The organism is Krasilnikovia cinnamomea, assembly GCF_004217545.1.
Classification (GTDB): Bacteria; Actinomycetota; Actinomycetes; order Mycobacteriales; family Micromonosporaceae; genus Actinoplanes; species Actinoplanes cinnamomeus.
Genome location: NZ_SHKY01000001.1, coordinates 2,534,371 through 2,558,704 on the forward strand (window position 1 = coordinate 2,534,371; position 24,334 = coordinate 2,558,704).

Genomic DNA, 24,334 nt, shown 5'->3' on the forward strand with positions numbered 1-24,334 from the left:
GTCAGCCCAGCAGGCCCGCGTCACGCGCCGCACGCAACGACGGCTTGATCCGGTGCGTGGGACCGACCCGGTCCGCGACCGCGTCCAGAGTCTTGAGTCCCTCACCGGTGTTGAACACGACCGTCTCGGCCTCCGGGTCCAGCCGCCCGCTCGCCACCAGCTTCTGCAACACCGCGACCGTCACGCCGCCCGCGGTCTCCGCGAAGACCCCCGTCGTGCGGGCCAGCAGCTCGATCCCGGCGCGGATCTCGTCGTCGTCGGCGTAGTCCATCCAGCCGCCCGTGCGGGTCACCGTCTCGATCGCGTACGCCCCCGCGGCCGGGTCACCGATGTTCAGCGACTTGGCGATGCCGGTCGGCTTCACCGGAATGACCGTGTCCGACCCGTTGTGCAGGGCCGTGGCGATCGGGTTGCAGCCCGCCGACTGGGCGCCGAACACCTTCCAGCCGCCCGCCGGGGCCTCGACCAGCCCGACCTCGACCAGCTCGGAGAACGCCTTGTCCACCTTGGTCAGCAGCTCGCCACTGGCCATCGGAATGACCACCTGGGCCGGGATCCGCCAGCCGAGCTGCTCGGCCACCTCGTACCCGAGGGTCTTGGAACCCTCGGCGTAGTACGGCCGCACGTTCACGTTGACGAACGCGGTGTCCTCGAACTCGTCCGTCTCGACCAGCTCGCTGCACAGCCGGTTCACGTCGTCGTACGAGCCGTCGATGGCGACGAGCTGGCCGCCGTACACGGCGGTGGTGACGACCTTGCCCGCCTCCAGGTCGCCGGGGATGAACACGACCGACGGCGCCCCGGCGCGGGCCGCGTGCGCGGCCACGCTGTTGGCCAGGTTGCCCGTGGAGGCGCAGGCGAAGCGGGTGAAGCCCAGCCCCCGGGCCGCCGTCAGCGCCACCGACACCACCCGGTCCTTGAACGAGTGCGTCGGGTTGGCCGAGTCGTCCTTCACCCACAGCGGCGCGCGCAGCCCGATCGCCGCGGCCAGCGCGGGCGCGCTGACCAGCGGGGTCAGGCCCGGGTCGAGGGTGACCCGCTCGGCCGGGTCCTGCCCGGCGGGCAGCAGCGCGGCGTAGCGCCAGATGTTCTGCGGGCCCGCCTCGATCTGCGCGCGGGTCACCCGGGCGAGCGCGGCCGGATCGTAGGCGATCTCCAGGGGGCCGAAACACTCGTAACAGGCGTGCTGCGCGGCGAGCGGGAACTCCGTGCCGCAGCCGCGACAGACCAGGGCGCGGGCGGGGCTGGTAGAGACGGGGGCGTCGACGGTCGACGTCATGGCGAGGCCTTCCTCTCATCTTTCCCCGGCGCGACGCGCGGGGACGGAATTAGCACCTGCCGCACGTCTGGCCTCGTCATCGAGTCGAGTGCGGTGGTTGCCGGGGCGTCGTCGGGCCGTTCCCTCAGCCCCTCTGGATGAGGTATGCAGTTGTGCCGCTCAGCTTACGGGGTGTGGCGGTCATCCTCACCCTGTGATCCCGATCTGTGAGCGTCCTCTCGGGCTTTAGAACTTTTTGGTCCCAGGTCCGCCGCGGACCGGACCGTTGCTCCCGCGGAGACCGGGACGGGCGCTGGGGCGCCCGTCCCTGCCAGGTCCGTGCGACCACACCCCCGGAGAAGCCGAGGGCCGTGCGGCCACGGCCGCCCGGTCCGTCGTGGGCGGCCCAGGCGGGTCAGCTGGTGACGTCCTTGCGGGTGAAGCGCCAGAAGGCCAGGCCGATGAAGAGCGTGGCGTAGCAGAGGGCGGCGATCGCGCCCTTGGCCAGGTCTGCGGTTTGCATCGGGGTCGACAGCAGGCCCTGCCAGGCGTCGGCGTAGTGGGTGGGCAGGACGACGCGCAGGTCGCCGAGCGCGGTGATCTGGTCGAGGATGCTGGAGAGGATCCAGAGCAGCACGGCGCCGCCAACCGCGCCCAGTGCCGCGTCCGTCAGCGTGGAGAGCAGGAACGCCAGGCCCGCCACGATCAGCATCGTCGTGGCCAGGTACGCCAGGATCGCCAGCAGGCGCAGCACTCCTGGGCCGGGTGGGATCTGGGCGGCGATCGTGCTGCCCAGGGGGTGCCAGCCGTAGCGGAGCGTGCCGATCAGCAGGGCTGTTCCGGCCAGGGTGACCAGGGCCAGCAGCGAGTACATCAAGGCGACGATGAGCTTGACGCCCAGCAGTCTTGCGCGCGGGACCGGGACGGCCAGCAGGTAGCGCAGGGTGCCCCAGCTTGCCTCGCTGGCTACCGTGTCGCCGCAGAACAGCGCGACCACCACGATGAGCAGGAAGCCCGCCGAGACCGCGATGCTGAACAGGGCGAAGTTCAGGCCGCTGGAGGTGGCGAGGTCGACCAGGCTGGCGAACGCTCCGCCGCGACGGCCGCGGTCGTCGTCGCCGTCCCCGCCGAACTCGAACGCCAGCAGGATGATCAGCGGCAGCGCGACCATGAAGCCCAGGGCCAACTGGGTACGCCGCCGCGACGCCTGCCGCCGCACCTCCGCCATGATCGGCAAGGTGGCCGACGGCCGGTACCCGCTCACCACGCCCAGCGCCGCCGACTTCCCGGCTGCGGTCGGCTCCGCCTGTCCGGCTGCCGCGCCCACCGGCTCGCGCTCCTTTGCCGCTGCGCTCATCGGTCACCACTTCCTCGCGAGTTGTCGCCGACCAGGGCCAGGAAGGCGTCCTCCAGGCGGCGCCGGGGTACCACCCGGTCCACGCCGACCCCGGCGCGGACCAGCGACGCCACCACCTCGGTGCGGGGGGTGCCGTTCATGTCCACGATCAGGCCGGTGTCGCCGTCCGGGGTGACCGACCGGACGTCCAGCTCGGCCAGCACCCGGGAGGCGGCGGGCACGTCCGATACCTCCAGCAGCACCGACGGGGAGTCGCCGACGATGTCCGAGACCGGCCCGGACGCCACGATGCGGCCCTTGTTGACCACGACGGCGTGGGTGCAGGTCTGCTCGACCTCGGCCAGCAGGTGACTGGAGACCAGCACGGCCCGGCCGTCGGTGGCGTAGCGCTGCAGCACCCGGCGCATCTCGGCGATCTGCGGCGGGTCCAGCCCGTCCGTGGGCTCGTCGAGCACGAGCAGTTCGGGCAGGCCCAGCATGGCCTGGGCGATGGCCAGCCGCTGCCGCATGCCGTGGCTGTACGTCTTCGTCCGGCGGTGCACCGAGTCGCCCAGCCCGGCGATCTCCAGCGCCTCGTCGAAGTGCGCGTCCGCCTCCGGCCGCCCGGTGGCCCGCCAGTACGCCCGCAGGTTCTCGTAGCCGCTGAGGTGCGGCAGGAAGCCGGGGCCCTCGACGAGCGCGCCGACCCGCGAGAGGATCGGCGCCCCCGGCACCAGCCGGTGCCCGAAGACCAGCGCGTCGCCCTCGGTGGGCAGGGTCAGGCCCATGAGCACCCGCAGCGTGGTGGTCTTGCCCGCGCCGTTGGGCCCGAGGAGGCCGACGACCTGGCCCCGCTCGACCGTGAAGTCCACCCGCTCCACCGCCACGAACCCGTCCCCGTACGCCTTGCGCAGGCCGCGCACGACCAGCGGGGTGTCCGCGTACTCGTCGATCGTGGGGGTGTGCGTCCGGCGGGCCCGGCGACGCCGGACGGCCAGGAGCACGACGGCGCCCAGCGCGATCGCCGCCGCCAGCGCGGCCAGGACATACCACCAGATCGAGTCCGGGTTCGGGATCGGGGTGCCCGTGACCGTGGGCAGGGTGAGCGCCGGGTCCAGCGCGACCGTGTACGTCGTCGGCTGCGCCGGGGTGAGGAACGCCTGGTCGCTGGTGGCGACCACGACCCGGACGGCGTGCCCGGCGTCGATGCGCCGCACGATGCCGGGCAGCGTGACCGTCACCGGCTTCGCGGCGGCGATGTCGGTCGGCAGGCCGGTGAGCCGGACCGGGGCGACCAGGCCGCCGCTGAGCGTGGCGGCGCCCGCCGGGTCCACGTCGTAGAGCTTGACGAACAGCACCGCCTCGCCGGTCGGGGACGCGGCCCGCAACCGCACCGTCGGCGCGCCCACCACGTCGATCGCGGCGGGCACCGGGGCGGACTCGAACCTCGCGTGCTGGCCGGGGATGTCACCCGCGACGCCGCCGAGCAGGCTGCTGAGCTGGCCGCCGGTGCCCGGCAGCGAGGAGATCGCGGCCGGGGTGCCGTTGGGCGGGTTGGCGATCCGCTGCGCCGCGCCCGTCAGCGTGACCTCGGTGCGGCCCGTCCCGGCCAGCCCCGGGTACGCGGGAGTCGAGTAGCCGTTGGTGACCAGGCCCCGGTCCGTGGCGCTGAACCCGGCCACCCGCGAGTACGTGAAGCTGGTCGCCGGTGCCGCCCCGGCGCCGCGCACGTAGTGGTCGAGCCACTGCGCGGTCAGGAACCGGGTGCGGTCGGAGTCGGACTGCGGGCCGTCGCCGCCGTCGTGGCCGCCGGTGAACCAGGCCACCCGGACCGGGGTGCCGGTGGCGGCGATGCCGCGGGCGTTGGCGTCCGCCTCCGACAGCGGGAACAGCGTGTCCACGGCCCCCTGGATCAGCAGGGTCGGGGCCGTGATCTTGTCCAGCACCGGGCCGGGGCTGGACCGGCGCAGCAGGGCCAGGGTCGCCGCGTCCGGCGTCCCGGCGGAGGCCAGCCGCAGGTAAGCCGCGCAGACCTCCGGCGCGAACCGGCCACAGGCCGGATCGACGGCCCCTCGCGACCCGGCCGCCCCCGGAGCACCGGCCGCCCCGTCCCTCGGGGACGATCCCCCGGTGGATGCGCCGTCGGGTGGTGGTGCGGCGCTGTCTGCGGACGAATCCGCGGTTCCGGCTGCCGACGCGGCGGCGCCGAGGGCGGAGGCGCCCGCGGCGGCGCCGTTGCCGAAGAACAGTCCGGCCCAGCCCTTCTTGAACACGCCGCTGGCCGAGGTGTCGGCGGACTGCGGCAGGAACGCGCGCCCCAGGTCGTTCCAGGTGATCAGCGGGACGAGGGCGTCTACGCGCTTGTCCGCGGCGGCCAGCAGCAGGGCGAGGGCGCCGCCGTACGAGCCGCCGACCACGCCGACGCGCGGGTCGCCGGGGGCGTCGGTGCGCACCTCGGGGCGGGCGGCCAGCCAGTCCAGCAGGCGCGCGGCGTCCTTCACCTCGTAGTCGGGGCTGTCCAGGTGGATCTGCCCGCCGCTGCGGCCGAAGCCCCGGGCGGTCCAGGTCAGGACCGCGTACCCGAGCCCGGCCAGCTCCTGCGCGTTCTCGCGCACGGAGTCCTTGGAGCCGCCGAAGCCGTGCGCCAGCAGCACCGCGGGGACCCGGCCGGAGCGGTCCGCGGGCAGGTAGAACCGGGCGTCCAGATCCACGGGCTCGGTGCCCGAGGGGCCGGACAACACGGTGATCCGCAGGTCGCTGCTGGTGTACGCGGACCGCTCGGGCCAGGCGGCCCAGCCGACCAGCGCGGCGACGAGCACGAGGACGGCCGCGCCGGCCACGAGGCGGCGGCGGGTCGGCCGGGGCAGCGCACGGCGCAGCCTGGTCGCAAGTACGGGCATGCGCGCAACGCTAGCCGCGCCCGCCTGAGCCCCCGCTGAGAGAGGAGGCGCAACCCGATCTTGTGAGGTTCCGGTCAGCTGCTCACCCCGACTCCTCAAGATCCGGAACCGGGGCCGCCTCGGCCACCAACGGAACGTCAGCAGCCCTGGCGGTCGGTGAACCGGAACTGCAGCGGCTCGGCCATCCCGGCCTGGATCACGGCGACCTTGTCGTTCTTCATGGCGAACAGCAGCGTGTAGTCGCCGTGCGGAGCCAGCCAGGCGGTGGCGCCGGTCCAGTCGTCGAGTTGCTTGCCGCCCGGGTAGGCGCGCTTGACGTCGGCCACGGCCGTATCGATCATGGTGCCCTTCGCGGTGCTGGGCCCGCCGCGCTGCAGGCTCAGATAGAGCAGCCGGCCCTTGTAGAAGACGAGGTCGGGCGAGCCGAACCTGGCCAGGCCGGTGGCGCCGGTGTAGCCGGTGCAGGACTTCTTGGCCACCGCCCCGGCGAACAGCCCGGTCGACTTCAAGGTCGCCTGCGACACCCCGATCTTGTACGGACCCAGCCCGCCCGCGCTGATCGTCGTGTCACCCGTCGCCGGGCGGGGCGCGCCACTGCGGTTCGTCGTGCCGTCCGGGTTCTTCGTGAACGCGGGCTTGGCCGTACCCGTGGCGGGCGGCTCGGTGACCTCTGGCCCGCCGACGCCCGCCTCGGCCGGGATGGACTCGGTCGGGGCCGGGGCCGCCGTGGGCTGCTTGGCGTCGTCGGAGCAGGCGGCCACGCTGAGCAGGGTGAATGCGACGGCGGCGAGGACGGTACGGCGGTGCCTCATGGGAGTGCCTCCGGGCGGACGAGGGGTGCGTGCGGCGTACGGGCGAGCCGGTCGGCGATAGCGTGTCAACCTAGTCCCTCACGTATCCCGGAGGCTCTCGCGGTGCCAGACGATCTCACGCTGACCGTCACCTTGCGACCGGCGGCCCTCGATGCCCGCCGCGGCATCGTGCGACTGCATCCCGAGGTGATGGCCGCGCTCGCGGTCCGCCCCGGCGACCCGATGCGGCTGACCGGGACGCGGACCACGGCGGGCATCGCGGCGCGCGCCGAACCGACCGCCAGCCGCGCCCTGCTCTACGCCGACGACCTCACCCTGGGCAACCTCGGCATGCGCGACGGCGGCCAGGTGACGGTCACCCCGATCCCGGTGACCGAGGCGCGCCGGGTGACCCTCACCGGGCCGCCCGAGATCGTCGCGGTGGTGTCGCCCGAGATGCTGCGGCTGGCGCTGCTCGGCAAGGTGGTCACCGCGGGCGACGACGTGTCGCTGCTGCCGCAGGACGTGATGCCGGCGGCGGCGCACCGGTCGCTGGTCGAGGCGGCCCGGCGCAGCCTCGCGAACCGGGTCGGCTACGCCTGGACGAGCACCCTGCTCACCGTGGTCGCGGTGGACGGCGCCGACGCGGCGCTGGTCACGATGGACACCGTCGTGGGCTGGGAGGGCGGGCACTTCTCCGACGCGGTACGGGGCACCGCCTCCACTCCCGCCTCGCCCGCGCACGCCCCGGCGTCGACCGACCCGGAGGTGCCGCCGCCCAGCATCGACGACCTGCCCGGGCTCAAGGCCCAGGCCAAGGAGCTCACGGAACTGCTGGACCTGGGATTCCACCACCGGGAGGTGCTCGGGCGGCTGGGCACGACCGTGTCGCTCGGCGTACTCGTGTCTGGTCCCGCCGGATCGGGCAAGTCGGCGCTGGTGCGCGCGGTCGCCGCCGGGGTGGGCGCCCGGGTGCTGACGGTCTGGGCGCCCGAACTTGCCGCGCTGACCAACGACGCCGCGGCCACCCGGCTGCGCGGGCTGGCCCGCGACGCCCGCGCGGGCGAGCCGTCCGTACTGCTGATCTCGGATGTGGAGGCGCTGGCGCCGCGCGATCAGCCCGGGCCGCTGGCGACCGTGTTCCGGCAGGTCCTCGCGGAGCTGCTGAAGGCCGGGGTGGCCGTGGTGTGCACCACCAGCCGCCCCGAGTCCCTGGATCCGTCGCTGCGCGACCCGGACCTGCTGGCGGTGCAGCTCGCGGTGCCGCTGCCGGACGCCGCGATGCGGCGCGAACAGCTCGGCGTGCTGACCCGGGGGATGCCGCTGGCCGAGGACGTCCGGCTGGACGACGTGGCCGGACGCACACCCGGTTTCGTGGCGGCCGACCTGGGCGCGCTGGCCCGTGAGGCGGGGGTGCGCGCGGCGCTGCGCCAGAAGGAGTCGGCGGCACCCACGGTGACGATGGCGGACTTCGAGGCGGCGCTGGATGTGGTGCGGCCCACCTCGATGGCGGAGTCCACACTGGAGGTCGCCGCGGTGACCCTGGACGACGTCGGCGACATGGCGGAGACCAAGCAGGTGCTCACGGAGTCGGTGCTGTGGCCGCTGACCTACCCGGACACGTTCGCCCGGCTCGGAGTGCAGCCACCGCGCGGGGTCCTGCTGTACGGCCCGCCCGGCTGCGGCAAGACGTATCTGGTCAAGGCGATCGCCGGTACGGGCAAGGCGAACGTGCTCTCGGTCAAGGGCGCGGAGCTGCTCAGCAAGTGGGTGGGCGAGAGCGAGCGCGCGGTCCGCGAGCTGTTCCGCCGGGCCCGGGAGGCCGCGCCGACCCTGGTCTTCCTCGACGAGGTGGACGCCCTGGCCCCGGTACGCGGGCAGGCCACGGACGGCGGCACCACGGATCGGGTGGTCGCCGCCCTGCTCACCGAGCTGGACGGGGTGGAGGCGCTGCGCAACGTGGTGGTGATCGGCGCGACGAACCGGCCCGACCTGGTCGACCCGGCGCTGCTGCGCCCCGGCCGCCTGGAACGGCTGGTGTACGTGCCGCCGCCGGATGCGGACGCCCGTACCGCGATCCTGCGGGCCGCGGCCCGTTCCGTGCCGTTGGACCCGTCCGTGGATCTGGCCGCCCTCGGCGCCGAGCTGGACGGCTTCTCCGCGGCCGACTGTGCCGCGCTGGTTCGCGAGTCGGCGCTGGCCGCGATGCGCGAGTCGCTGGAGGCCACCACGGTGACGGGGGCGCACGTGGCGACGGCCCGGCAACGGGTCCGGCCCTCCCTGGACCCGGCCCAGGTCGCGTGGCTGGCCGCGTACGCCGAGAAGGCCGGATAGCCGGCCCGGCGTCAGCGGCGGCGCGTGCGGGCCCGGGCGGAACGCAGGCGGCGCAGCCGGCCGATGAGGACCGGGTCGTGCTCGTACGCGGCCGGGTTGTCCAGCAGCCCGTTGAGGAGCTGGTAGTAGCGGGTGGCCGAGAGGCCGAAGGCGTCCCGGACGGCCTGTTCCTTGGCACCCGCGTGCTTCCACCACTTGCGCTCGAACGCGAGGATCTGCTCCTCCCGTTCGGTAAGCGCGACGGTCTCCACCCGGGCCGCCGGCTCGGCCAGGACGGCGGCGGCCTCGGGTTCGGCCAGGGCCGCCGCCTCCCCGCGGGGGGCGGGCAGGGATTCGGTCAGGGTCGCCGGTTCGGCGCGCGGCGCGGGCACGCGCTGCGCCTCCACAGCGGAGGATTCGTGGACGTCCGGGATCTCGGCGGGCGGCTGCATAGGGGCGCTCCTGGGGTGGTCGGAGAGCACGCACAAACGTACGAAGGGGATCGCCAGCATAGTGGTAACCGGCGATCCCCTTCGGAGGCGCGCACGCCGCGAGGCTACCTCACGTAACGTCGCGGCTACGGATAGTCCACATGGCTGCCCCCACAACGAGGACCAGCACCGCCGCCAGCACCCCGCCCGCCATCTGCCAGGTGATGGTCAGCGTGTCCGGCATGCAGCCCTGGGTCGCGGAGAAGTTGCAGGATTCGTAGTCCTCGAGCCGGACCTGCTTGGAGAGCCACGCGTCCGCCCACACCGGGATCAGATACGCCTCGATGAACTTGACCCTGGCCAGCGCGAGCACCGTGGCCAGCCCGAATTGGAAGACCACGATCACACCCACGGTCACGCCCAGTGCCACGGCGGTGTGCCGGCCCAGCGAGGCGAGTCCGAAGCCGAGGGCGGCCGCGGCCACCACGAGCACCACCGCGCGCAGCTCCAGCAGCATGATCGACTGCCAGGCCCCTGAGGTCATCCCGGCCGTACTGCCGCGCAGCGCGGCGATGAGCAGGAACAGTCCGGTCCAGACCGCGGACACCACGACGGTGAACGCACCGATCCCGGCCAGCAGCGCGGCCAGTTTCGTGCCCAGCACCCGCACCCGCTGCGGGCGCCACAGCAGCAGGTTCATCATTCCGCCGCTGCTCCACTCGGCGCCCACGAAGGACGCTCCGATGACGAACGCGCCCATCGCCAGGATTCCCGCCAGCGCCAACACCATCTCCGGGAAGTTCGTCCGGAAGCTGAAGGTCGCGGGCATGTACCACTCGTACCTGAAGTCGTCCTGGCTCGGCGGGGTGATCTCCTCGCAGTTCGGCGGGAAGTCCGACGCACGCTCCGTACCCTGCGCCGCCACGCATTGCTGCTTCTGCTGCTCGGTGTCCCGAAGCGCGTTCTGGTAGTCCTCGTTGGCGCGGGCCTGGGCCGCGGCGATTGCGGCCGGGCCGACCTTCTGGTTGGTGAAGAACGTGCCGACCGCCAGCGCCGCGAGGATGGCGAGGCAGCCGATGGCCAGCACCTTCGTGAAACGGCGCTTCATCAGGCGCCGGGTCTCCGCGCGATACAGGCTCACTGTCCCCACCCACCCTGCGTCTGGCCGACGGAGAACTCGCCCACGGTGATCTCGCGGGCGGCGGTCTCGCCGGCCGGGGTCAGCGCGGTGTCGTCGACCTGCCGGTGCTGACCCGCCACCGGCGCGGTGCCGGTGAGTTCAAGGAAGACACTCTCCAGGTCGGCCGTGACCGGCGTCAGCTCGCTGACGTACAGCTCGCGGTCCGCCAGCGCGCGGGTGATCAGGGAGGACCGCTCGACGCCGCTGACCAGCAGGTGGTCGGCCTCGACCCGGACCTGCGCCCCGGCTGCCGTGAGCACTTCGGCGGCGGTGGGGACGTCCGTGGCCGCGTCGAGGCGGACCCGGACGGCGGTGGAGGTGTGCTGGGCCAGCACCTCGGCCACCGTACCGGCGGCGACCCGGCGGCCCGCCGCGATGATGGTCACCGAGTCGCAGATGAGCTGGATCTCGCCGAGGATGTGGCTGGACAGCACGACCGTCATGCCGGATTCGGCCAGGTTGCGCATCAGCGTACGCATCTCCCGGATGCCGCCCGGGTCCAGGCCGTTGGCGGGCTCGTCCAGGATCAGCAGCCGGGGGTTCTTGAGCAGCGCGGACGCGACCGCCAGCCGCTGCTTCATGCCCAGCGAGTACGTCCTGACCCGGTCCTTCGCCCGGTCCCTCAGCCCGACCAGCTCCAGCACCTCGTCGACCCGGTGCCGCTCCACGCCGCCCGCGTCGGCCAGCAGCGACAGGGTGTCGCGGGCGCTGAAGTTGCCGAAGAACTGCGGGCTCTCCACGATGGCGCCCACCTGGCCCGCGACCTCGGGCAGGGCGGCGGGTACCTCCCGGCCGAGCAGGGTCATCCGGCCGCCGTTGGGCTTGATCAGGCCCAGCAGGGTACGCAGGGTGGTGGTCTTGCCCGACCCGTTGGGCCCGAGGAAGCCGTGCACCTGACCCGCCTCGACGACCATGTCGAAGCCGTCGAGCGCCCGGCGTACCCCCTTGCGGGTGCGGTAGGTCTTCTGCAGACCCGCTATCTCCAGGACGGCCGTCACGCCGCACCTCCCGGTCACATGGAAAGATGGCCGCCACCCTAGGTGACGTTCGCCACCCGGGCGGCTCAGGCGCAGATGACGTGTACGCCCGCGTCGTGGAATCGCTGCACCACCGACGCGGGGGCGCCCGAGTCGGTGACCAGCGTCTCGACCTTCACGATCGGGCAGATCCGGGCGAACGCGTGCCCGCCCAGCTTCGACGAGTCGGCGATGACGACGACCCGTTTGGCGCGGGCCACCATGAGGCTGTTCATGGCCGCCTCGCCCTCGTGATGGGCGGCCGCGCCGAGCTCCACGTCGAGGGCGTCGACGCCGAGCAGCACGATGTCGAGCGTGACCTCCTTGAGCAGCGCGCCGCCGAGCGGGCCGACCAGCTCGAAGGACTGCGGGCGCACCACACCCCCGGCCACCACGATCTTCATCCGCGAACGGACCAGCAGCTCGTTGGCGATGTTCAGGGCGTTCGTGACGACCGTGAGCTGGGCGCCCTCGCCGCTGGTGTTCAGGTCCGGGCGGACCGCCAGGGCCCGGGCCACCTCGGTCATGGTGGTGCCGCCGTTGAGGCCGACGACCGTGCCGGGGACGACGAGCTTGGCGGCGGCCTCGCCGATCCGCTGCTTCTCCGCCGAGTGCTTGGCGCTCTTGTAGCGCAGCGGCAGGTCGTACGAGACGCCGTTGGCGACCGCCCCGCCCCGGGTCCTGGTGATCATCTGCTGCTGGGCCAGCTGGTCGAAGTCACGCCGGATCGTGGCCTGGGACACGTCGAGGCGCCCGGCCGCGTCCTCGACGCTCACCCGCCCGCTCTCGGCCAGTAACTCGAGCAGGGCATTCCACCGCGCGTACCGGTCCACCCGAGCCTCCCCGCTGCACGTTCCGTGATAAGAGTGTGCACATTAGTGCGCGAAAAGACACGAAGCAAAGAGGGTACCTGCGCGAATACCCTCGGTGCATTGCCTCGGAGGCGGGCATCTGCGCAGAATGACGCTCGAAAGAACGTCGTACCGAACGCTTCTGCGCAAACGGCGGCCTGTGAAGGACATGCGATGACCCACGTCAAGGCGGAGATCGCCAGCCAGCCCGACTGTTGGCGTCAGGCCGCCAAACTGGCCGACGCCCCCGGCCTGCCCAAGCACGGCGAGCGCGTCGCCGTCGTCGGCTGCGGCACCTCGTGGTTCATGGCCAAGGCGTACGCGGGCCTGCGCGAGCGCGCCGGGCACGGCGAGACCGACGCGTTCCAGGCGTCGGAGTTCCCGCTCGAACGCCGCTACGACCGGGTCGTCGCGATCACCCGCTCCGGCACCACCACCGAGGTCCTCGACCTGCTCGAATCCCTGCGGGGTACCTGCCCCACCACGGTGATCACCGCCGACTCCGGCCAGCCCGCGGCCGCCGTGGCGGCCGAGACGATCGCGCTGGACTTCGCCGACGAGCTGGCCGTCGTTCAGACCCGCTTCGCCACCACCGCGCTGGCGCTGCTCCGCGCCCACCTGGGCACCGACATCGAGAACATCGCCTGCGACGCCGAGGTCGCCGTCCGCATTCCGCTGCCGGTGCACCCCGCACTCGCCGAGCAGATCACCTTCCTGGGCCGCGGCTGGACGATCGGCCTCGCCGAGGAGGCCGCGCTGAAGTGCCGGGAGGCCGCCGGATACTGGGCCGAGGCGTACCCCGCCATGGACTACCGGCACGGGCCGATCGCGCTGGCCGCCCCGCGCCGGGTCGTCTGGGCGTTCGGCGACATCCCACCCGGACTCGTCGACGACGTGGAGGCCACCGGCGCCTCGTTCGTGCACAGCCGGTACAACGGCGGGTACGCGGCCCTCGGCGCCTGGCGTGGCGGCCGGGCCCCCCTCGACCCCATGGCCGACCTGGTGGTGGCCCAGCGCGTCGCGGTGCTGCTGGCCACCAGCCAGGGACTCGACCCGGACCGGCCACCCCACCTGTCCCGCTCGGTCGTCCTCCCGTGAACGAGGGCGGCGCGCACACATCGAAGACCAGCACTACCGTGAGCGGATGCCCGCGATTGGCCGGAACCCTCGTGAGCGAACCCACGCGTGGCAGGCGCCGCTCATCGGATTCCCGCTCGCGAAGGACGGGTCCCGCGTGAGCGACGACGCCGTCATCGCGCTGGACGTCGGGGGCACCGGCATGAAGTGCGCGGTGGTCCGCCCGGACGGCACCGTGCACCACGCCGAGCGGCACCCCACCCGGGCCGGCCGCGGCCCCCAGGCCGTCACCACGACCATCCTCGACATCGCCGCCGGGCTCACCGACCGCGCCCGCGCCGACGGGCTCACCCCGATCGCCGCGGGCGTCGCCGTGCCCGGGGTGGTGGACGAGACCACCGGCACGGCGGTGTGGTCGTCCAACGTCGGCTTCCGCGACGTACCGCTGCGCGACCTCGTCGCCGAACGGCTCGGCCTGCCCGCCGCGCTCGGCCACGACGTACGTGTCGGCGGCCTCGCCGAAGCCCGCCTCGGCGCGGGCCGCGACGAACGGCACGTGCTGTTCATCGCGATCGGCACCGGCATCGCCGCCGCCCACGTCGTCGACGGGCAGACCTTCGCGGGCGCGCACGGCGCCGCCGGCGAGATCGGCCACGTGATCGTGCGCCCCGGCGGCCCCCGGTGCGGCTGCGGGGCCCACGGCTGCCTGGAAGCCATCGCATCCGCCTCGGCGATCGGCCGCCGGTACGCGGAACTGTCCGGCATCGCCGACGCCACGGCCTTCGACGTGGCCACCCGGGCCGCCGCCGGGCAGGCACCGGCCGCCGCGGTGTGGCAGGACGCCGTCGAGGCGCTGGCCGACGGCCTGCTCACCGCGCAGGCGCTGTTCGACGCGGGCGTGATGGTGCTGGGCGGCGGGCTCGCGGAGGCCGGGGAGGCGCTGCTGGCCCCCCTGCGCACCGCCTGCGCGGCCCGGGTCACATTCCACCGGATGCCCCGGCTCACCCGGGCGGCGCTCGGCGACACCGCGGGCTGCCTCGGCGCCGCCCTGCTGGCCCTCGACTCCCTGGCGGACCGCCCGTGACCATCACCGAGGTACGCGGACGGATCGTGCGCCCAGGCGCCGTGATCCCCGGCACCGTCCGCGTCGACGGCCCCACGATCCTGGACGTGGAGGCGGCCACCGACGTCCCCGACGACATCGTCGTGCCCGGCTTCGTGGACCTGCACTGCCACGGCGGCGGCGGGCACACCTTCACCACCGGCGACGTCGGGTCCGCCCGGCGCGCGGCCGAGTTCCACCTGGGCCACGGCACCACCACGCTGCTGGCCAGCCTGGTCAGCTCCCCGTACGAGCTGATGCGGGCCGCGACCGTGGCGTACGGGCCACTCGTGGCGGACGGGACCGTGGCCGGGATCCACTTCGAAGGGCCGTACCTGTCCGGGGCTCGGTGCGGGGCGCAGAACCCGGCGTACCTGCGGGACCCGTCCCTGGAGGAGCTGACCGACCTGGTGAAGCTCGGTGACGGGGCGGTGCGGATGGTGACGATCGCCCCCGAGCTGCCCGGCGCGCTGGAGGCCATCGCGTACCTGGCCGGGGCCGGGGTGGTCGCCGCGGTGGGACACACCGACGCCACGTACGAGCAGACCCTGGCCGGGGTGGCCGCCGGAGCGACCGTCGGCACCCACGTCTTCAACGGCATGCCGCCCGCCCACCACCGCCGTCCCGGGCCCGTGGTGGCCCTGCTCGGCGCGCGCACCGTCGTCTGCGAACTGGTCGCGGACGGCTTCCACCTGCACCAGGGGATGCTGTCGTTCGCCGCGCACGCGACCGGCCCGGACCGCGCCGCCCTGATCACCGACGCGATGGACGCGGCGGGCATGCCGGACGGCCGGTACGAGCTGGGCGGCCAGGAGGTCGTCGTCGCGGACCGGGTGGCCCGGCTGACCCGGGACGGCTCGATCGCGGGCAGCACGCTGACCATGGACGCGGCGCTGCGGCAGGCGGTGGCCGCGGGCATTCCCCTGGCGGACGCGTGCGCGATGGCGGCCACCACCCCGGCGCGCGCCCTGGGACTCGCCGACCAGCTCGGCGCGCTGGAGGCCGGACTGCGGGCGGACCTCGTCGTGCTCTCGGCCGACCTGCGGGTCAAACGCGTGATGCGCGCCGGCGCCTGGGTGAACTGACCCGACACTCCCCCGGTGCGGATCCCACCACGGTCCGGTGGTGTCGAGCAGGATGGACCGGTGACTGGTGACGCGCCCACCGTGCCCCACCCGCTCCAGCCCGTCAACGAGGACTGGCAGCGCGCCCTCGCCATCGTGGCGCACCCCGACGACCTGGAGTTCGGCGCCGCCGCGGCCGTCGCCCGCTGGACCGGTCAGGGCAAGGCGGTCAACTACGTCCTGGTCACCAGCGGCGAGGCCGGCATCGACGGACTGGACCCGGCCGAGGCCGGCCCGGCGCGCGAGACGGAACAGCGCGAGTCCGCGGCGATCGTCGGCGTCACCCAGGTCGATTTCCTGCGGCTGCCCGACGGCGTCCTGGAGTACGGCGTAGCGCTGCGCCGCGAGCTGTGCCGGGTGATCCGGACGCACCGGCCGGACATCGTGCTCACCAACAACTTCCGCGACAGTTGGGACGAGGCGGGCGACGCGCTGAACATGTCCGACCACATCGTCACCGGCCGGGCCGTCCTCGACGCCGCCCGCGACGCGGGCAACCGCTGGGTGTTCCGCGAACAGATCGACGCGGGCCTGGAGAAGTGGGGCGGGGTCCGGGAGGTGTGGGCGGCGGGCTCACCGCGGGCGAAGCACGGAGTCGACACCACCGACACGTTCGAGCTGGGCGTCCGGTCGTTGGAGGCGCATGCCGCCTATCTGCGCGGCCTCGGTTCCGGTGACTTCGACTCCGGGGAGTTCCTGGAGGGCTTCGCCCGGCAGACCGGCAGCCGCCTGGGCGTCAGGTACGGGGCCGGCTTCGAGGTCTTCTACCTGAACCTGTACTGAACGGTCAGCCCAGTCCGGCGGGGCGCTGGACTCCGCCGGGCAGCGGTGGCAGCGGCACCCTGTCCCACGGGACGCGGGCCATCAGGCGGACCAGGATCAGCCCGAGCAGCAGCCCGGCGACCGAGTCCGTGATCCAGTGGAAGGCCAGGTAGGTCGTCGTACAGAAGACGATCACCGGGGGCAGCAGGCGCAGCGCGACCAGGGCTCGCGGCGGGAGTTCACGACCGTACGCGCGGAGCAGCGCCGCCGCCAGCAGGGCGATGGCGGCGTACCAGACCAGGGCGTTGGCGACGTGGCCGGAGGGGTAGCTCAACGCCTTGAACCCGGACGCGTACGGGTTGAACAGCACCGCCCGGTCCGGGCCCTCGAACTTCGGCGCCGCCCGGTCCAGCCACACCTTCAGCGGCCCGACCGTGAGGTACATGAGCACGAACGCGCTCAGGAACACCAGCACGGGCCGCACGGACCGGGTCCGCCGGATGAGCAGCACCATCAGCAGCACCGTGACCGGCATGAGCACCTGACCGCCCTGGCCGAGGTAGTTCAGCACCCGGGCGGGCCAGTACAGCGCGGCGGGCTGGTGCGCCAGCGCCCAGTCGGCGATCGCCTCGTCCAGCGCCAGCAGGTGCCCGCGAGCCAGCGCGAAGGTCAGCGCGACGAAGCCCGCCAGCAGGGCGGCGTCGAGCCACCAGCCGGTCACCGGCCGGGCCCGGGTACGCACCGCTACCTGCTCCATCCGCCCCACGCTACCCAGCGAAAGCCAGACGAGCCCGCACAGCCCAGCGCCGGTCAGAGGAGGGTACGCAGCCGGGCGGCGATGAGGTCCGCGCGTACGCCCGAGTTGGGGCAGCCGCCGAAGTGGTGCAGCGCCACGACCCGGTTGGTCGCCCGGGACAGCACCGGGCTGCCGGATGAACCGCCCGCGGTGTCGCAGTAGTAGGCGACGTCCGAGTTCCGCGCGTACCCGTCGTAACTGGGGTCGACGACGGCGCAGGTCCCGGCCCGTTCCTTGAGCCCGCCGCTGATCCTCCTCGGCGCCCCCGCCGGATGCTGCGGGACGTACAGCTCCTGGCCCTTCCTCGGCCGCGCGGAGTCGAACGTCAGGTAGCCGAACCGCTGCACCCTGGGAAAGTCGTCGACGGTGAACAACGTGTAGTCGTAGACCCGGTTGGTGGCCAGCACCCGGTCGCCCCACACCTTGACCGGACGCAGCGCCTCACCCCCCGCGCACTTGGCGCACTCGTAGTTGAACCACACCTCGGTGCGGTACGCCTCCCGCGACGAGGTGAAGCAGTGGTTGTTGGTCAACATCCGGTTGTGGGCGCCGACCCGCCAGCCGGTGCACAGCTGGGTGCCGTTGATCAGCAGCCGGGCGACGGCCCGGGACCGGGTGTACACGACCGGTTGGGCGGAGCGGTAGCAGGCCGCCTCGGTGCTGTCGTCCGAGCCGCAGACCGACTCCTCCCGCCCGGTGGTCCCCGGCGCGGTGAGCTGGGGCTGCGCGACCCTGCGCTGCTCGGCCGCGCGGAAACCGCGGGCGACCACATCGACGGTGACGCCGGGGCGGGCCCAGCGTCCGCCGCGGTGCAGCCGGACGACGGCGGTGTCCCCGGTGATCGACATGGCCCAGGTGGCGCCGGACGTGTCGTACCGGTAGGACTCCGCGCCGTCCGGGCTGGCGACGACGACGTAGTCCCCGGGGCTCAGGTCAACCCGGCTGAAGTGCGGCTTCACGTACGTCGCGCCGGGATGGCGCAGGATCGCCGGCGCGGCGTACCCGAGGCGGCGGTCCACCCGGACCAGGTCACCGACCCGCGTGTAGCCGTGCGGCGCGGCGACCGGCCGCTGCCTCGCCACCGGGGTGGGCGCGCCCGCGGGGGCGTCGTGCCACGTGCCGACGGTTTGGCCGGTGCCGGCCTGGCGCGTCCAGGCCAGGGCCGCCCCGGCGAGGACCAGGGTCACGGCCGCGAGCACCCCGATGAGGATGCTCGTCGTGCGTCGCATACCACTCCCGCCACTCGGGTCACATCGGCGACATATGAACCAACTTGGCTGTCCGGGCTGTGTAACGAACCACGTGCGACCGCGACGCGCCGCCACGTCCGTGCAGACTGGGTGCGTGCGCATCACGTCCGCCCTCGTCGACCCGGCGCTGCTGGACCTGCCGTGGGGGGTCCCGCTGGAGCAGTGGCCGGCGGATCACCTGGTCGCGCTCCCCCAGGGCATCTCGCGGCACATCGTGCGCTTCGTCAAACTCAACGACACCGTGTACGCGCTGAAGGAGACCCGCGAGCGCATCGCCGAGAAGGAGTACGACCTGCTGCGCGCCCTGGAGCGGATCGACTTCCCGGCGGTACGGGCGGTCGCCGTGGTCACGGACCGGCAGACCGCCGACGGTGAGCCGCTGGAAAGCGTGCTGATCACCCAGCACCTGCAGTTCTCACTGCCGTACCGGGCGCTGTTCTCGCACACGCTGCGCCCGGAGACGCTGAACCGGCTGCTGGACGCGCTGGCCGCGCTGATCGTGCGGATGCACCTGACCGGCTTCGCGTGGGGCGACTGCTCGCTGTCCAACACGCTGTTCCGGCGCGACGCCGGTGCGTTCGCCGCGTACCTGGTGGACGCGGAGACGGGCAGCCTGTACCCGAGGCTGAGCGAGGGGCAGCGGCTGGAGGACATCGAGGTGCTGCGGCTCAACATCTTCGGCGAGTCCCTCGACCTGCAGGCCGCCGCGCTGCTGCACCCCTCGATCGACCCGGAGGCGGTGGTCGACGACATCGTGGCCCGCTACGAGCGCCTGTGGCACGAGGTCACGTACGAGCAGGAGGTGCCGCGCGACGCCCGGCACAACATCGAACGCCGGATCCGCCGCCTCAACGAGATGGGTTTCGACGTCGCCGAGGTGGCCATGTCCACGGTGGACGGCGGCTACCGGGTGCGCCCGAAGGTGGTCGACGCGGGCTACCACACCCGGCGGCTGCTGCGGCTGACCGGCCTGGACGCGGAGGAGAACCAGGCCCGTACGCTGCTCAACGACCTGGACGCGTACCGGGCCGAGAGCGATCTGGTCGACGAGCAGCAGGCCGCGCACCGCTGGCTGACCGAGGTGTTCGAGCCGGTGGTCCGGGCGGTGCCCGCGCACCTGCGCCGCAAGCTGGAGCCGCAGGAGATCTTCGCGCAGATCATCGAGCACAAGTGGCTGCTGTCGGAACGGGCCGACCGCGACGTCGGCATGGCCCCCGCCGTGCAGTCGTACCTGACGGACGTGCTGGTCAAGAAGCCCGACGAGCAGGCCGTGCTGGGTGTCGAGGTCGGCTCACTCGGCGGCGTCCCGGGCTGAGCGCGCCGGGCCGCCGCCGGGTGAGCCTTCGTCAGCCGCGCAGCCTGCGGTAGGCCCGTGCGGACAGCGGGATGAAGACCGCGGTGAGCAGCAGCGGCCACGCGAGGGCCAGCCACACCGCGCCGTCGGCCAGAACTCCTTCGGTGATGCCGGTCGGGTTGCCGAACAGTTGACGCGCGGCGGTCGCGGTCGCGGACAGCGGGTTCCAGGCGGCGATCGCGCCGAGCCAGCCGGGCATCGTCTCGGCGGAGACGATGGCGGTGGACAGGAACCCGATCGGCCAGACGAGGACCTGCACCGCCGCGGTCGCGCCCTCGCCCGGGAAGCTGAGGCCCACGAAGATCCCGATCCAGAGCATCGCGAACCGCAGGAACAACAGCAGGAACACCGCGAGGGCCGCCGAGGCCGGGTCGGCGGTGATCCGCCACCCGATCAGCAGTCCACCCAGCATCAGTACGAGCAGTTCCACCGCGGAGTTGGCGAGATCGGCACCGACGCGGCCCAGCGCCACGGCGGCACTGCCGAGCGGCATCGAGCGGAACCGGTCGGTGATGCCCTTGCGGGCGTCGTCGGCCATCGCGCGGGCGGTGGACTCCACGCCGAACATCATGCTGAGCGCCAGCATGCCGGGCAGCAGGAAGGTGATGTAGTCGCCGCCGCCGGGGACGGTGATCGCGCCGCCGAACAGGAAGCCGAAGACGAGCAGCAGCATGATCGAGAAGAGCAGGTTGAAGATCGGTCCCCAGGGCTGACGGGCCCAGTGGGCCAGGCTGCGCTGGGTGATGACCCAGCCGGCGTGCAGGGTCGTCATCGGGCCGTCGCCTCCTGGTCGGTCAGGTTGAGGAACACCTCGTCGAGGGTCGGACGCCGCAGCACGAGGTCCTCGGGGGTGACGGCCAGTTCGTCCAGGGCGCGGACGACGCCCGCCAGTCCGGTCACGCCGGTGCGCAGCTCGACGGTGACGCCACGGGTGTCGGCGTCGGTCACGGCGGGCTCGCCGACGGCCGCCGACAGCCGCCGCGCCACCTCGTCCAGCGGGTCGCGCGGCGCGACGGTGACGGTGACGCGGTCACCGCCGACCTGGCGTTTGAGCACGTCGGGTGGGCCGCCAGCGATGACCTTCCCGTGGTTCATCACGGTGATCTCCGCCGCCAGCTGGTCGGCCTCGTCGAGGTACTGGGTGGTGAGCAGCACCGTGGTGCCGCGCGCGGCGGTCTCCCGGATGCTGTTCCAGACCTCGTTGCGGGCGCGGGGATCGAGCCCGGTGGTCGGCTCGTCGAGGAACAGCACCGCCGGGGTCGGGATGAGACCGGCGGCGATGTCGAGCCGGCGGCGCATGCCGCCGCTGTAGGTGGAGACCGCCCGATCGGCGGCCTTGGTGAGCCCGAACGTGTCGAGCAGCTGGTCGGCGCGGGCCCGCGCGGCCGCCTTGCGGAGGCCGTAGAGCCGCCCGAACATCACCAGGTTCTGCCGGCCGCCGAGGATCTCGTCGACGGCGGCGTTCTGGCCGACCAGGCCGATGCGCCGCCGGACCTGCCCGGCCTGGGTGCGCAGATCGAACCCGGCGACGCTGGCGCTGCCGGAGTCGACGTCGATCAAGGTGGCCAGGGCCTTGATCGCGGTGGTCTTGCCCGCGCCGTTGGGGCCGAGCAGTCCGTGGATGACCCCGGGCGGCACCCGCAGGTCGAAGCCGTCCAGGGCGAATACGTCGCCGTACCTTTTGCGAAGTCCGTCCGCGATCAGAGTGTGGTTGATGGCCACCGCCGCTCCTAACTCCGTATACCTTACGGAAAATGCTGCGGGAAATACCGTACACCCCACGGGGTAATCTCCGCACATGGAAAACCGGGACCTCGACCGCACGCTCGGCCTGCTGTGGCGGCGCACACTGGGCACACCGCAGGGCACCCGGGGGCCGAAGCAACGCGTCAGCGTCGACGAGGTGATCCAGGCGGGGATCGCGGTCGCCGACGCCGACGGGCTGCCGGCGTTCTCGATGCGCAAGGTCGCCGACCGCCTCGGACTCAAGCTCATGTCGGTCTACACGTACGTTCCCGGGCGCTCCGAGCTGATCGGCCTGATGGTCGACGAGGTCATCGGCGAGCGGGAACACCCGCCCCACGAGGGATCACCGCGCCAGCGCCTCGCCGGGGTGGCCCGGCACATGTGGGACGACTTCCACCGGCACCCGTGGCTGCTGCAGGTCGAGAACAACAGCCGACCCTGGATCGGCCCGAACGGCTGCGCCCTGTACGAATGGCAGCTCGCGGCCATCGACGGCACCGGCCTCACCGATCTCGAAATGGACCAGGTGATCACGACGCTCAGCGACTTCACGGCCGGCGCCGCACGGACGTCGGTCAACGCACGGCGTACGGCGCAACAGTCCGGCATCTCGGACGCCGAGTGGTGGGCCGCCAACGCGCCGATCCTCGAGCGGGTGATGCCGCCCGGCGCGTACCCGATCGGCGAGCGGGTCGGGACGGCGGCCGGGCAGGAGTACAACGCGGTCGGCGACCCGGACCGTTCCTTCCGCTTCGGCCTCGATCGCCTGCTCGACGGCGTGGAGGTGCTCCTGCGCCGCGACCCGGACCGCTGACCGGCGCGGCGGCCTAGTGGGCCGCGTCGAGGCGGGTCTGCTCCAGCGGCGGCGGGGGCGGTGCGGCCTGCTCGGCCAGCGCCCGCAGCCCCGCGCGCCGGGCCACCACGAGCAGCCGGTCACCCGCGACGAGCTGGTGCGCCGGGTCCGGGCGCCAGTTCACCCCCTGCGAGCCGGGCCGCGACAGGCCGAGCACCCGTACGCTCAAAGGCCGGTCCGCAAGCCGCAGCGCCCGGCCCGCCAGCGGCGCCCCCGCGGCCACCGTAACCTCCGCGACCAGCAGGGCGTGCCGGTCGACCGGCAGGGTGGCCTTCACGTCGCGTTCCAGCATGGCGGCCGCGAACGCGGGCGCCACCAGCCGGGACACGCTGCGCGACGTGTTGATCGCGAAGGCGCCCTGCACCCGCCGCGCGAAGTCGTCGTCGAACAGCCGCAACACCACCCGCAGGTCCTCGCGCAGCACCCGGGCGTTCAGGGCGGCCTGCAGGTTCGTCACGTCGTCGGTGGAGACGACCACGAGCGCCTTGCACGTCTGGACGGACGCGGCGCGCAGCGTCTCCTCCAGCCCCGCGTCCCCGACGATGAACGGCACCCCCAGCCGCTGGGCGATCTTCGCGCCGCGCGCGTCGGCGTTGCGGTCGATCGCGACTACGTCCAGCCCGAAGTCCTTGAGCTGCCGCAGCACCCGCGTGCCCACGTTGCCGAGGCCGACCAGCACGATGTGGTCCGTGTGCGGATGGTGGGTCCGGCCGTTGGACAGGGCGAGCCGCGCGTTGACCATGCTCTCCACCACCGCCGCGGTGATCAGCGGCAACAGCGCCAGCCCGGCGATGGTCAGCACGAGCTGGGCGGCCTGAGCGACCGCGCCCCGGTTCTCCTCCACATCGGAGGAGCCGACCGCGGTGAGCAACGTGACGTACAGCGAGCGCCAGAACCCGTGCACGTGGTCGGAGTGGGCCAGCGCCGCACCCGCGATCAGCGTGACCGCCAGCGTGATCAGCACCGCGATGCCCAGCTTGCGGCTCACCGCACCGCGCACGGCCCGCCCGATCGCCACGAACGGCCACCGGCGGCGGCGCGCCCGCACCAGCCGCTGCGCGGCCACGGCGTCACCGGCCGGGCGCCCGGTGGCCTCGGCGAGGACCAGATCCTCCGGCCGCGCCTCGGCGAGCGACGGCTCGGCCGGCAGCACGGCCACCTGCCCTTTGCCGTCGGTCGCGGTCAGGGCACACACCACATGCCGTTCGTGTACGTCGGCCCGCCGCGCCAGGTACAGCGTGCGGCCGGCGTGCCGGAAGTAGGTCGGCGCCACCTCGCCGAGCGCCGCCGCCACGAACGCCGGGGCGGCCATCGCCGCGTCGGACAGCACCGCGCAGTCGGCGAACAGGCCGCTGACGCCGTACCCGAGACCGGAGTTGAACATGCGGATGACCAGCCGCAGGTCGGGCTCGACGGCCTGGGCGCACAGCGCCGCATGCAGGTTGACCACGTCGTCCGGCATCACCAGCGCCAGCGCGGTCGCCCCGGACAGCCCCGCCGCCCGGAACGTCCGCTCGTCGAGCCGGTCCGCCCGCATCACCTTGATGTTGCGCACCTGGCCGAGGTCGGGGACGTCCGACCGCAGCCGGGTGGGCGCGATGACCGTCAGCCGGATCCGGTGGCCGGAGTTCGCCAACTCCTCGGCGAGCGTGTAGACCAGCGCGTCCGAACCGCAGACCACGAAGTGGGGGCGGGCGTCGTCGCCGTTCTGGGCCAGCCCTTCGCGGAGCCGAGACAACACGGATCGCCTCGCGGCGGCGTCACGCGGGGCCTCCGTACTCATGACTGGATCGTAGTCAGCCACGCACATTCCCGATGCCCCGCCCACCGGAGGGCAGGTCCGTCCAATCAGGATCCGCATGGTCGTCCGTACGCCGACTGCCGCCGATCGGTAACACCCATATCCGGCATGTCTGTGTACGTGATCTTGCGGCGTTTCCGGTGATCCCCACCGAAACCATGCTGCGTAGACCTCCAACGCCCGCGACAACCACCAACACGGCGCCAATCGATGTCGGGTGAACGCCTCGTGCAGGCCACCCGACCGTCGCACACGCCGCTGGTCGACGCCGATCGTCGTACTGCTCAACTCGCTCCCGGACTCGACCTCCTCCCACCACAGAGAGTGACGCGGTGGGTACCGGCTGTCCGCGCGCGAGTACGGCGTGATCTTCGTCGTCGCCGCGTGGTCCAC

General features: G+C 73.0%; 20 protein-coding genes and 1 riboswitch. Of the genes, 7 read left to right on the forward strand and 13 right to left on the reverse strand.

Annotation, left to right across the window (positions count from 1 at the left end; all coding sequences use genetic code 11):
* Position 1 precedes the first annotated feature (1 nt).
* The 4 genes from thrC to EV385_RS11390 form a co-directional block, all read right to left on the reverse strand.
* The gene (thrC, locus tag EV385_RS11375) at positions 2-1,279 is read right to left on the reverse strand and encodes a threonine synthase (RefSeq protein WP_130509450.1); all 1,278 of its coding nucleotides are present in this window, start codon (positions 1,277-1,279) and stop codon (positions 2-4) included.
* 12 nt (positions 1,280-1,291) lie between these two features.
* Positions 1,292-1,423: riboswitch (SAM riboswitch) on the reverse strand.
* 250 nt (positions 1,424-1,673) lie between these two features.
* Positions 1,674-2,615 carry an ABC transporter permease gene (locus EV385_RS11380; RefSeq protein ID WP_130509451.1) on the reverse strand — a complete coding sequence of 314 codons (942 nt, stop codon included), beginning with the start codon at positions 2,613-2,615 and terminating at the stop codon, positions 1,674-1,676.
* A complete protein-coding gene (locus tag EV385_RS11385) occupies positions 2,612-5,494 on the reverse strand; it encodes an alpha/beta fold hydrolase (protein WP_130509452.1) in 2,883 nt (960 codons plus the stop codon). Before EV385_RS11385 ends, EV385_RS11380 begins: the two co-directional genes overlap by 4 nt.
* A gap of 137 nt (positions 5,495-5,631) precedes the next feature.
* Positions 5,632-6,306 carry a hypothetical protein gene (locus tag EV385_RS11390; RefSeq protein ID WP_130509453.1) on the reverse strand — a complete coding sequence of 225 codons (675 nt, stop codon included), beginning with the start codon at positions 6,304-6,306 and terminating at the stop codon, positions 5,632-5,634.
* Positions 6,307-6,408: 102 nt separating this feature from the next.
* On the opposite strand from EV385_RS11390, the gene EV385_RS11395 reads away from it, so the two are divergent.
* On the forward strand, positions 6,409-8,619 hold the full coding sequence (locus EV385_RS11395) for an AAA family ATPase (protein ID WP_130509454.1): 2,211 nt from the start codon (positions 6,409-6,411) through the stop codon (positions 8,617-8,619).
* An 11-nt stretch (positions 8,620-8,630) separates the two neighbouring features.
* Here EV385_RS11395 and EV385_RS11400 read toward each other — a convergent pair whose 3' ends face one another.
* From EV385_RS11400 to EV385_RS11415, 4 genes are all read right to left on the reverse strand, one after another.
* Positions 8,631-9,050, reverse strand: a complete 420-nt coding sequence (locus EV385_RS11400) for a DUF3263 domain-containing protein (protein ID WP_242624833.1) — start codon at positions 9,048-9,050, stop codon at positions 8,631-8,633.
* A gap of 109 nt (positions 9,051-9,159) precedes the next feature.
* Complete coding sequence (locus EV385_RS11405; RefSeq protein WP_130509455.1) at positions 9,160-10,170, reverse strand: ABC transporter permease subunit; 1,011 nt, start codon at positions 10,168-10,170, stop codon at positions 9,160-9,162.
* Positions 10,167-11,123 carry an ATP-binding cassette domain-containing protein gene (locus EV385_RS11410; protein ID WP_207230086.1) on the reverse strand — a complete coding sequence of 319 codons (957 nt, stop codon included), beginning with the start codon at positions 11,121-11,123 and terminating at the stop codon, positions 10,167-10,169. The genes EV385_RS11405 and EV385_RS11410 overlap by 4 nt, the downstream gene beginning before the upstream one ends.
* 149 nt (positions 11,124-11,272) lie before the next feature.
* Complete coding sequence (locus tag EV385_RS11415; RefSeq protein WP_130509457.1) at positions 11,273-12,058, reverse strand: DeoR/GlpR family DNA-binding transcription regulator; 786 nt, start codon at positions 12,056-12,058, stop codon at positions 11,273-11,275.
* A 192-nt stretch (positions 12,059-12,250) separates the two neighbouring features.
* On the opposite strand from EV385_RS11415, the gene EV385_RS11420 reads away from it, so the two are divergent.
* The 4 genes from EV385_RS11420 (at position 12,251) to EV385_RS11435 (ending at position 16,162) form a co-directional block, all read left to right on the forward strand.
* Positions 12,251-13,174 carry an SIS domain-containing protein gene (locus tag EV385_RS11420; protein ID WP_130509458.1) on the forward strand — a complete coding sequence of 308 codons (924 nt, stop codon included), beginning with the start codon at positions 12,251-12,253 and terminating at the stop codon, positions 13,172-13,174.
* 136 nt (positions 13,175-13,310) lie between these two features.
* Positions 13,311-14,237, forward strand: coding sequence for an ROK family protein (locus EV385_RS11425; protein WP_278044975.1), 927 nt, complete (start codon positions 13,311-13,313; stop codon positions 14,235-14,237).
* A gap of 2 nt (positions 14,238-14,239) precedes the next feature.
* Positions 14,240-15,340: an N-acetylglucosamine-6-phosphate deacetylase gene (gene nagA, locus EV385_RS11430; RefSeq protein ID WP_130513233.1), complete on the forward strand. Its 1,101-nt coding sequence runs from the start codon at positions 14,240-14,242 to the stop codon at positions 15,338-15,340.
* Positions 15,341-15,400: 60 nt separating this feature from the next.
* The gene (locus tag EV385_RS11435; RefSeq protein ID WP_242624834.1) at positions 15,401-16,162 is read left to right on the forward strand and encodes a PIG-L deacetylase family protein; all 762 of its coding nucleotides are present in this window, start codon (positions 15,401-15,403) and stop codon (positions 16,160-16,162) included.
* Between the two features lie 4 nt (positions 16,163-16,166).
* Here the strand turns inward: EV385_RS11435 and EV385_RS11440 are convergent, their stop codons facing one another.
* Together EV385_RS11440 and EV385_RS11445 are read right to left on the reverse strand one after the other, a co-directional pair.
* A complete protein-coding gene (locus EV385_RS11440) occupies positions 16,167-16,898 on the reverse strand; it encodes a phosphatase PAP2 family protein (RefSeq protein WP_130509460.1) in 732 nt (243 codons plus the stop codon).
* A 53-nt stretch (positions 16,899-16,951) separates the two neighbouring features.
* Positions 16,952-18,166, reverse strand: a complete 1,215-nt coding sequence (locus tag EV385_RS11445; protein ID WP_130509461.1) for a trypsin-like serine peptidase — start codon at positions 18,164-18,166, stop codon at positions 16,952-16,954.
* A 115-nt stretch (positions 18,167-18,281) separates the two neighbouring features.
* On the opposite strand from EV385_RS11445, the gene EV385_RS11450 reads away from it, so the two are divergent.
* Positions 18,282-19,502: a DUF4032 domain-containing protein gene (locus EV385_RS11450; protein WP_130509462.1), complete on the forward strand. Its 1,221-nt coding sequence runs from the start codon at positions 18,282-18,284 to the stop codon at positions 19,500-19,502.
* A 31-nt stretch (positions 19,503-19,533) separates the two neighbouring features.
* Here EV385_RS11450 and EV385_RS11455 read toward each other — a convergent pair whose 3' ends face one another.
* Together EV385_RS11455 and EV385_RS11460 are read right to left on the reverse strand one after the other, a co-directional pair.
* The gene (locus EV385_RS11455) at positions 19,534-20,313 is read right to left on the reverse strand and encodes an ABC transporter permease (RefSeq protein WP_130509463.1); all 780 of its coding nucleotides are present in this window, start codon (positions 20,311-20,313) and stop codon (positions 19,534-19,536) included.
* Positions 20,310-21,257: an ATP-binding cassette domain-containing protein gene (locus tag EV385_RS11460; protein WP_130513235.1), complete on the reverse strand. Its 948-nt coding sequence runs from the start codon at positions 21,255-21,257 to the stop codon at positions 20,310-20,312. Before EV385_RS11460 ends, EV385_RS11455 begins: the two co-directional genes overlap by 4 nt.
* Before the next feature lie 82 nt (positions 21,258-21,339).
* Between EV385_RS11460 and EV385_RS11465 the strand changes: the two genes are divergently transcribed.
* Positions 21,340-22,101 (forward strand): TetR/AcrR family transcriptional regulator, encoded by a 762-nt coding sequence (locus tag EV385_RS11465; RefSeq protein WP_130509464.1) that lies wholly within the window; start codon positions 21,340-21,342, stop codon positions 22,099-22,101.
* Between the two features lie 13 nt (positions 22,102-22,114).
* Here EV385_RS11465 and EV385_RS11470 read toward each other — a convergent pair whose 3' ends face one another.
* On the reverse strand, positions 22,115-23,923 hold the full coding sequence (locus EV385_RS11470; RefSeq protein ID WP_130509465.1) for an NAD-binding protein: 1,809 nt from the start codon (positions 23,921-23,923) through the stop codon (positions 22,115-22,117).
* Between the last annotated feature and the right edge of the window lie 411 nt (positions 23,924-24,334).

Excerpts from the sequence above, each read along its gene's own strand:
- EV385_RS11420 (WP_130509458.1), top strand. The coding sequence starts at position 12,251 with ATGACCCACGTCAAGGCGGAGATCGCCAGCCAGCCCGACTGTTGGCGT.
- EV385_RS11455 (WP_130509463.1), bottom strand. The coding sequence starts at position 20,313 with ATGACGACCCTGCACGCCGGCTGGGTCATCACCCAGCGCAGCCTGGCC.
- EV385_RS11465 (WP_130509464.1), top strand. The coding sequence starts at position 21,340 with ATGGAAAACCGGGACCTCGACCGCACGCTCGGCCTGCTGTGGCGGCGC.
- EV385_RS11385 (WP_130509452.1), bottom strand. The coding sequence starts at position 5,494 with ATGCCCGTACTTGCGACCAGGCTGCGCCGTGCGCTGCCCCGGCCGACC.
- EV385_RS11445 (WP_130509461.1), bottom strand. The coding sequence starts at position 18,166 with ATGCGACGCACGACGAGCATCCTCATCGGGGTGCTCGCGGCCGTGACC.
- EV385_RS11390 (WP_130509453.1), bottom strand. The coding sequence starts at position 6,306 with ATGAGGCACCGCCGTACCGTCCTCGCCGCCGTCGCATTCACCCTGCTC.
- EV385_RS11380 (WP_130509451.1), bottom strand. The coding sequence starts at position 2,615 with ATGAGCGCAGCGGCAAAGGAGCGCGAGCCGGTGGGCGCGGCAGCCGGA.
- EV385_RS11440 (WP_130509460.1), bottom strand. The coding sequence starts at position 16,898 with ATGGAGCAGGTAGCGGTGCGTACCCGGGCCCGGCCGGTGACCGGCTGG.
- thrC (WP_130509450.1), bottom strand. The coding sequence starts at position 1,279 with ATGACGTCGACCGTCGACGCCCCCGTCTCTACCAGCCCCGCCCGCGCC.
- EV385_RS11410 (WP_207230086.1), bottom strand. The coding sequence starts at position 11,123 with ATGGTCGTCGAGGCGGGTCAGGTGCACGGCTTCCTCGGGCCCAACGGG.
- EV385_RS11470 (WP_130509465.1), bottom strand. The coding sequence starts at position 23,923 with ATGAGTACGGAGGCCCCGCGTGACGCCGCCGCGAGGCGATCCGTGTTG.
- EV385_RS11400 (WP_242624833.1), bottom strand. The coding sequence starts at position 9,050 with ATGCAGCCGCCCGCCGAGATCCCGGACGTCCACGAATCCTCCGCTGTG.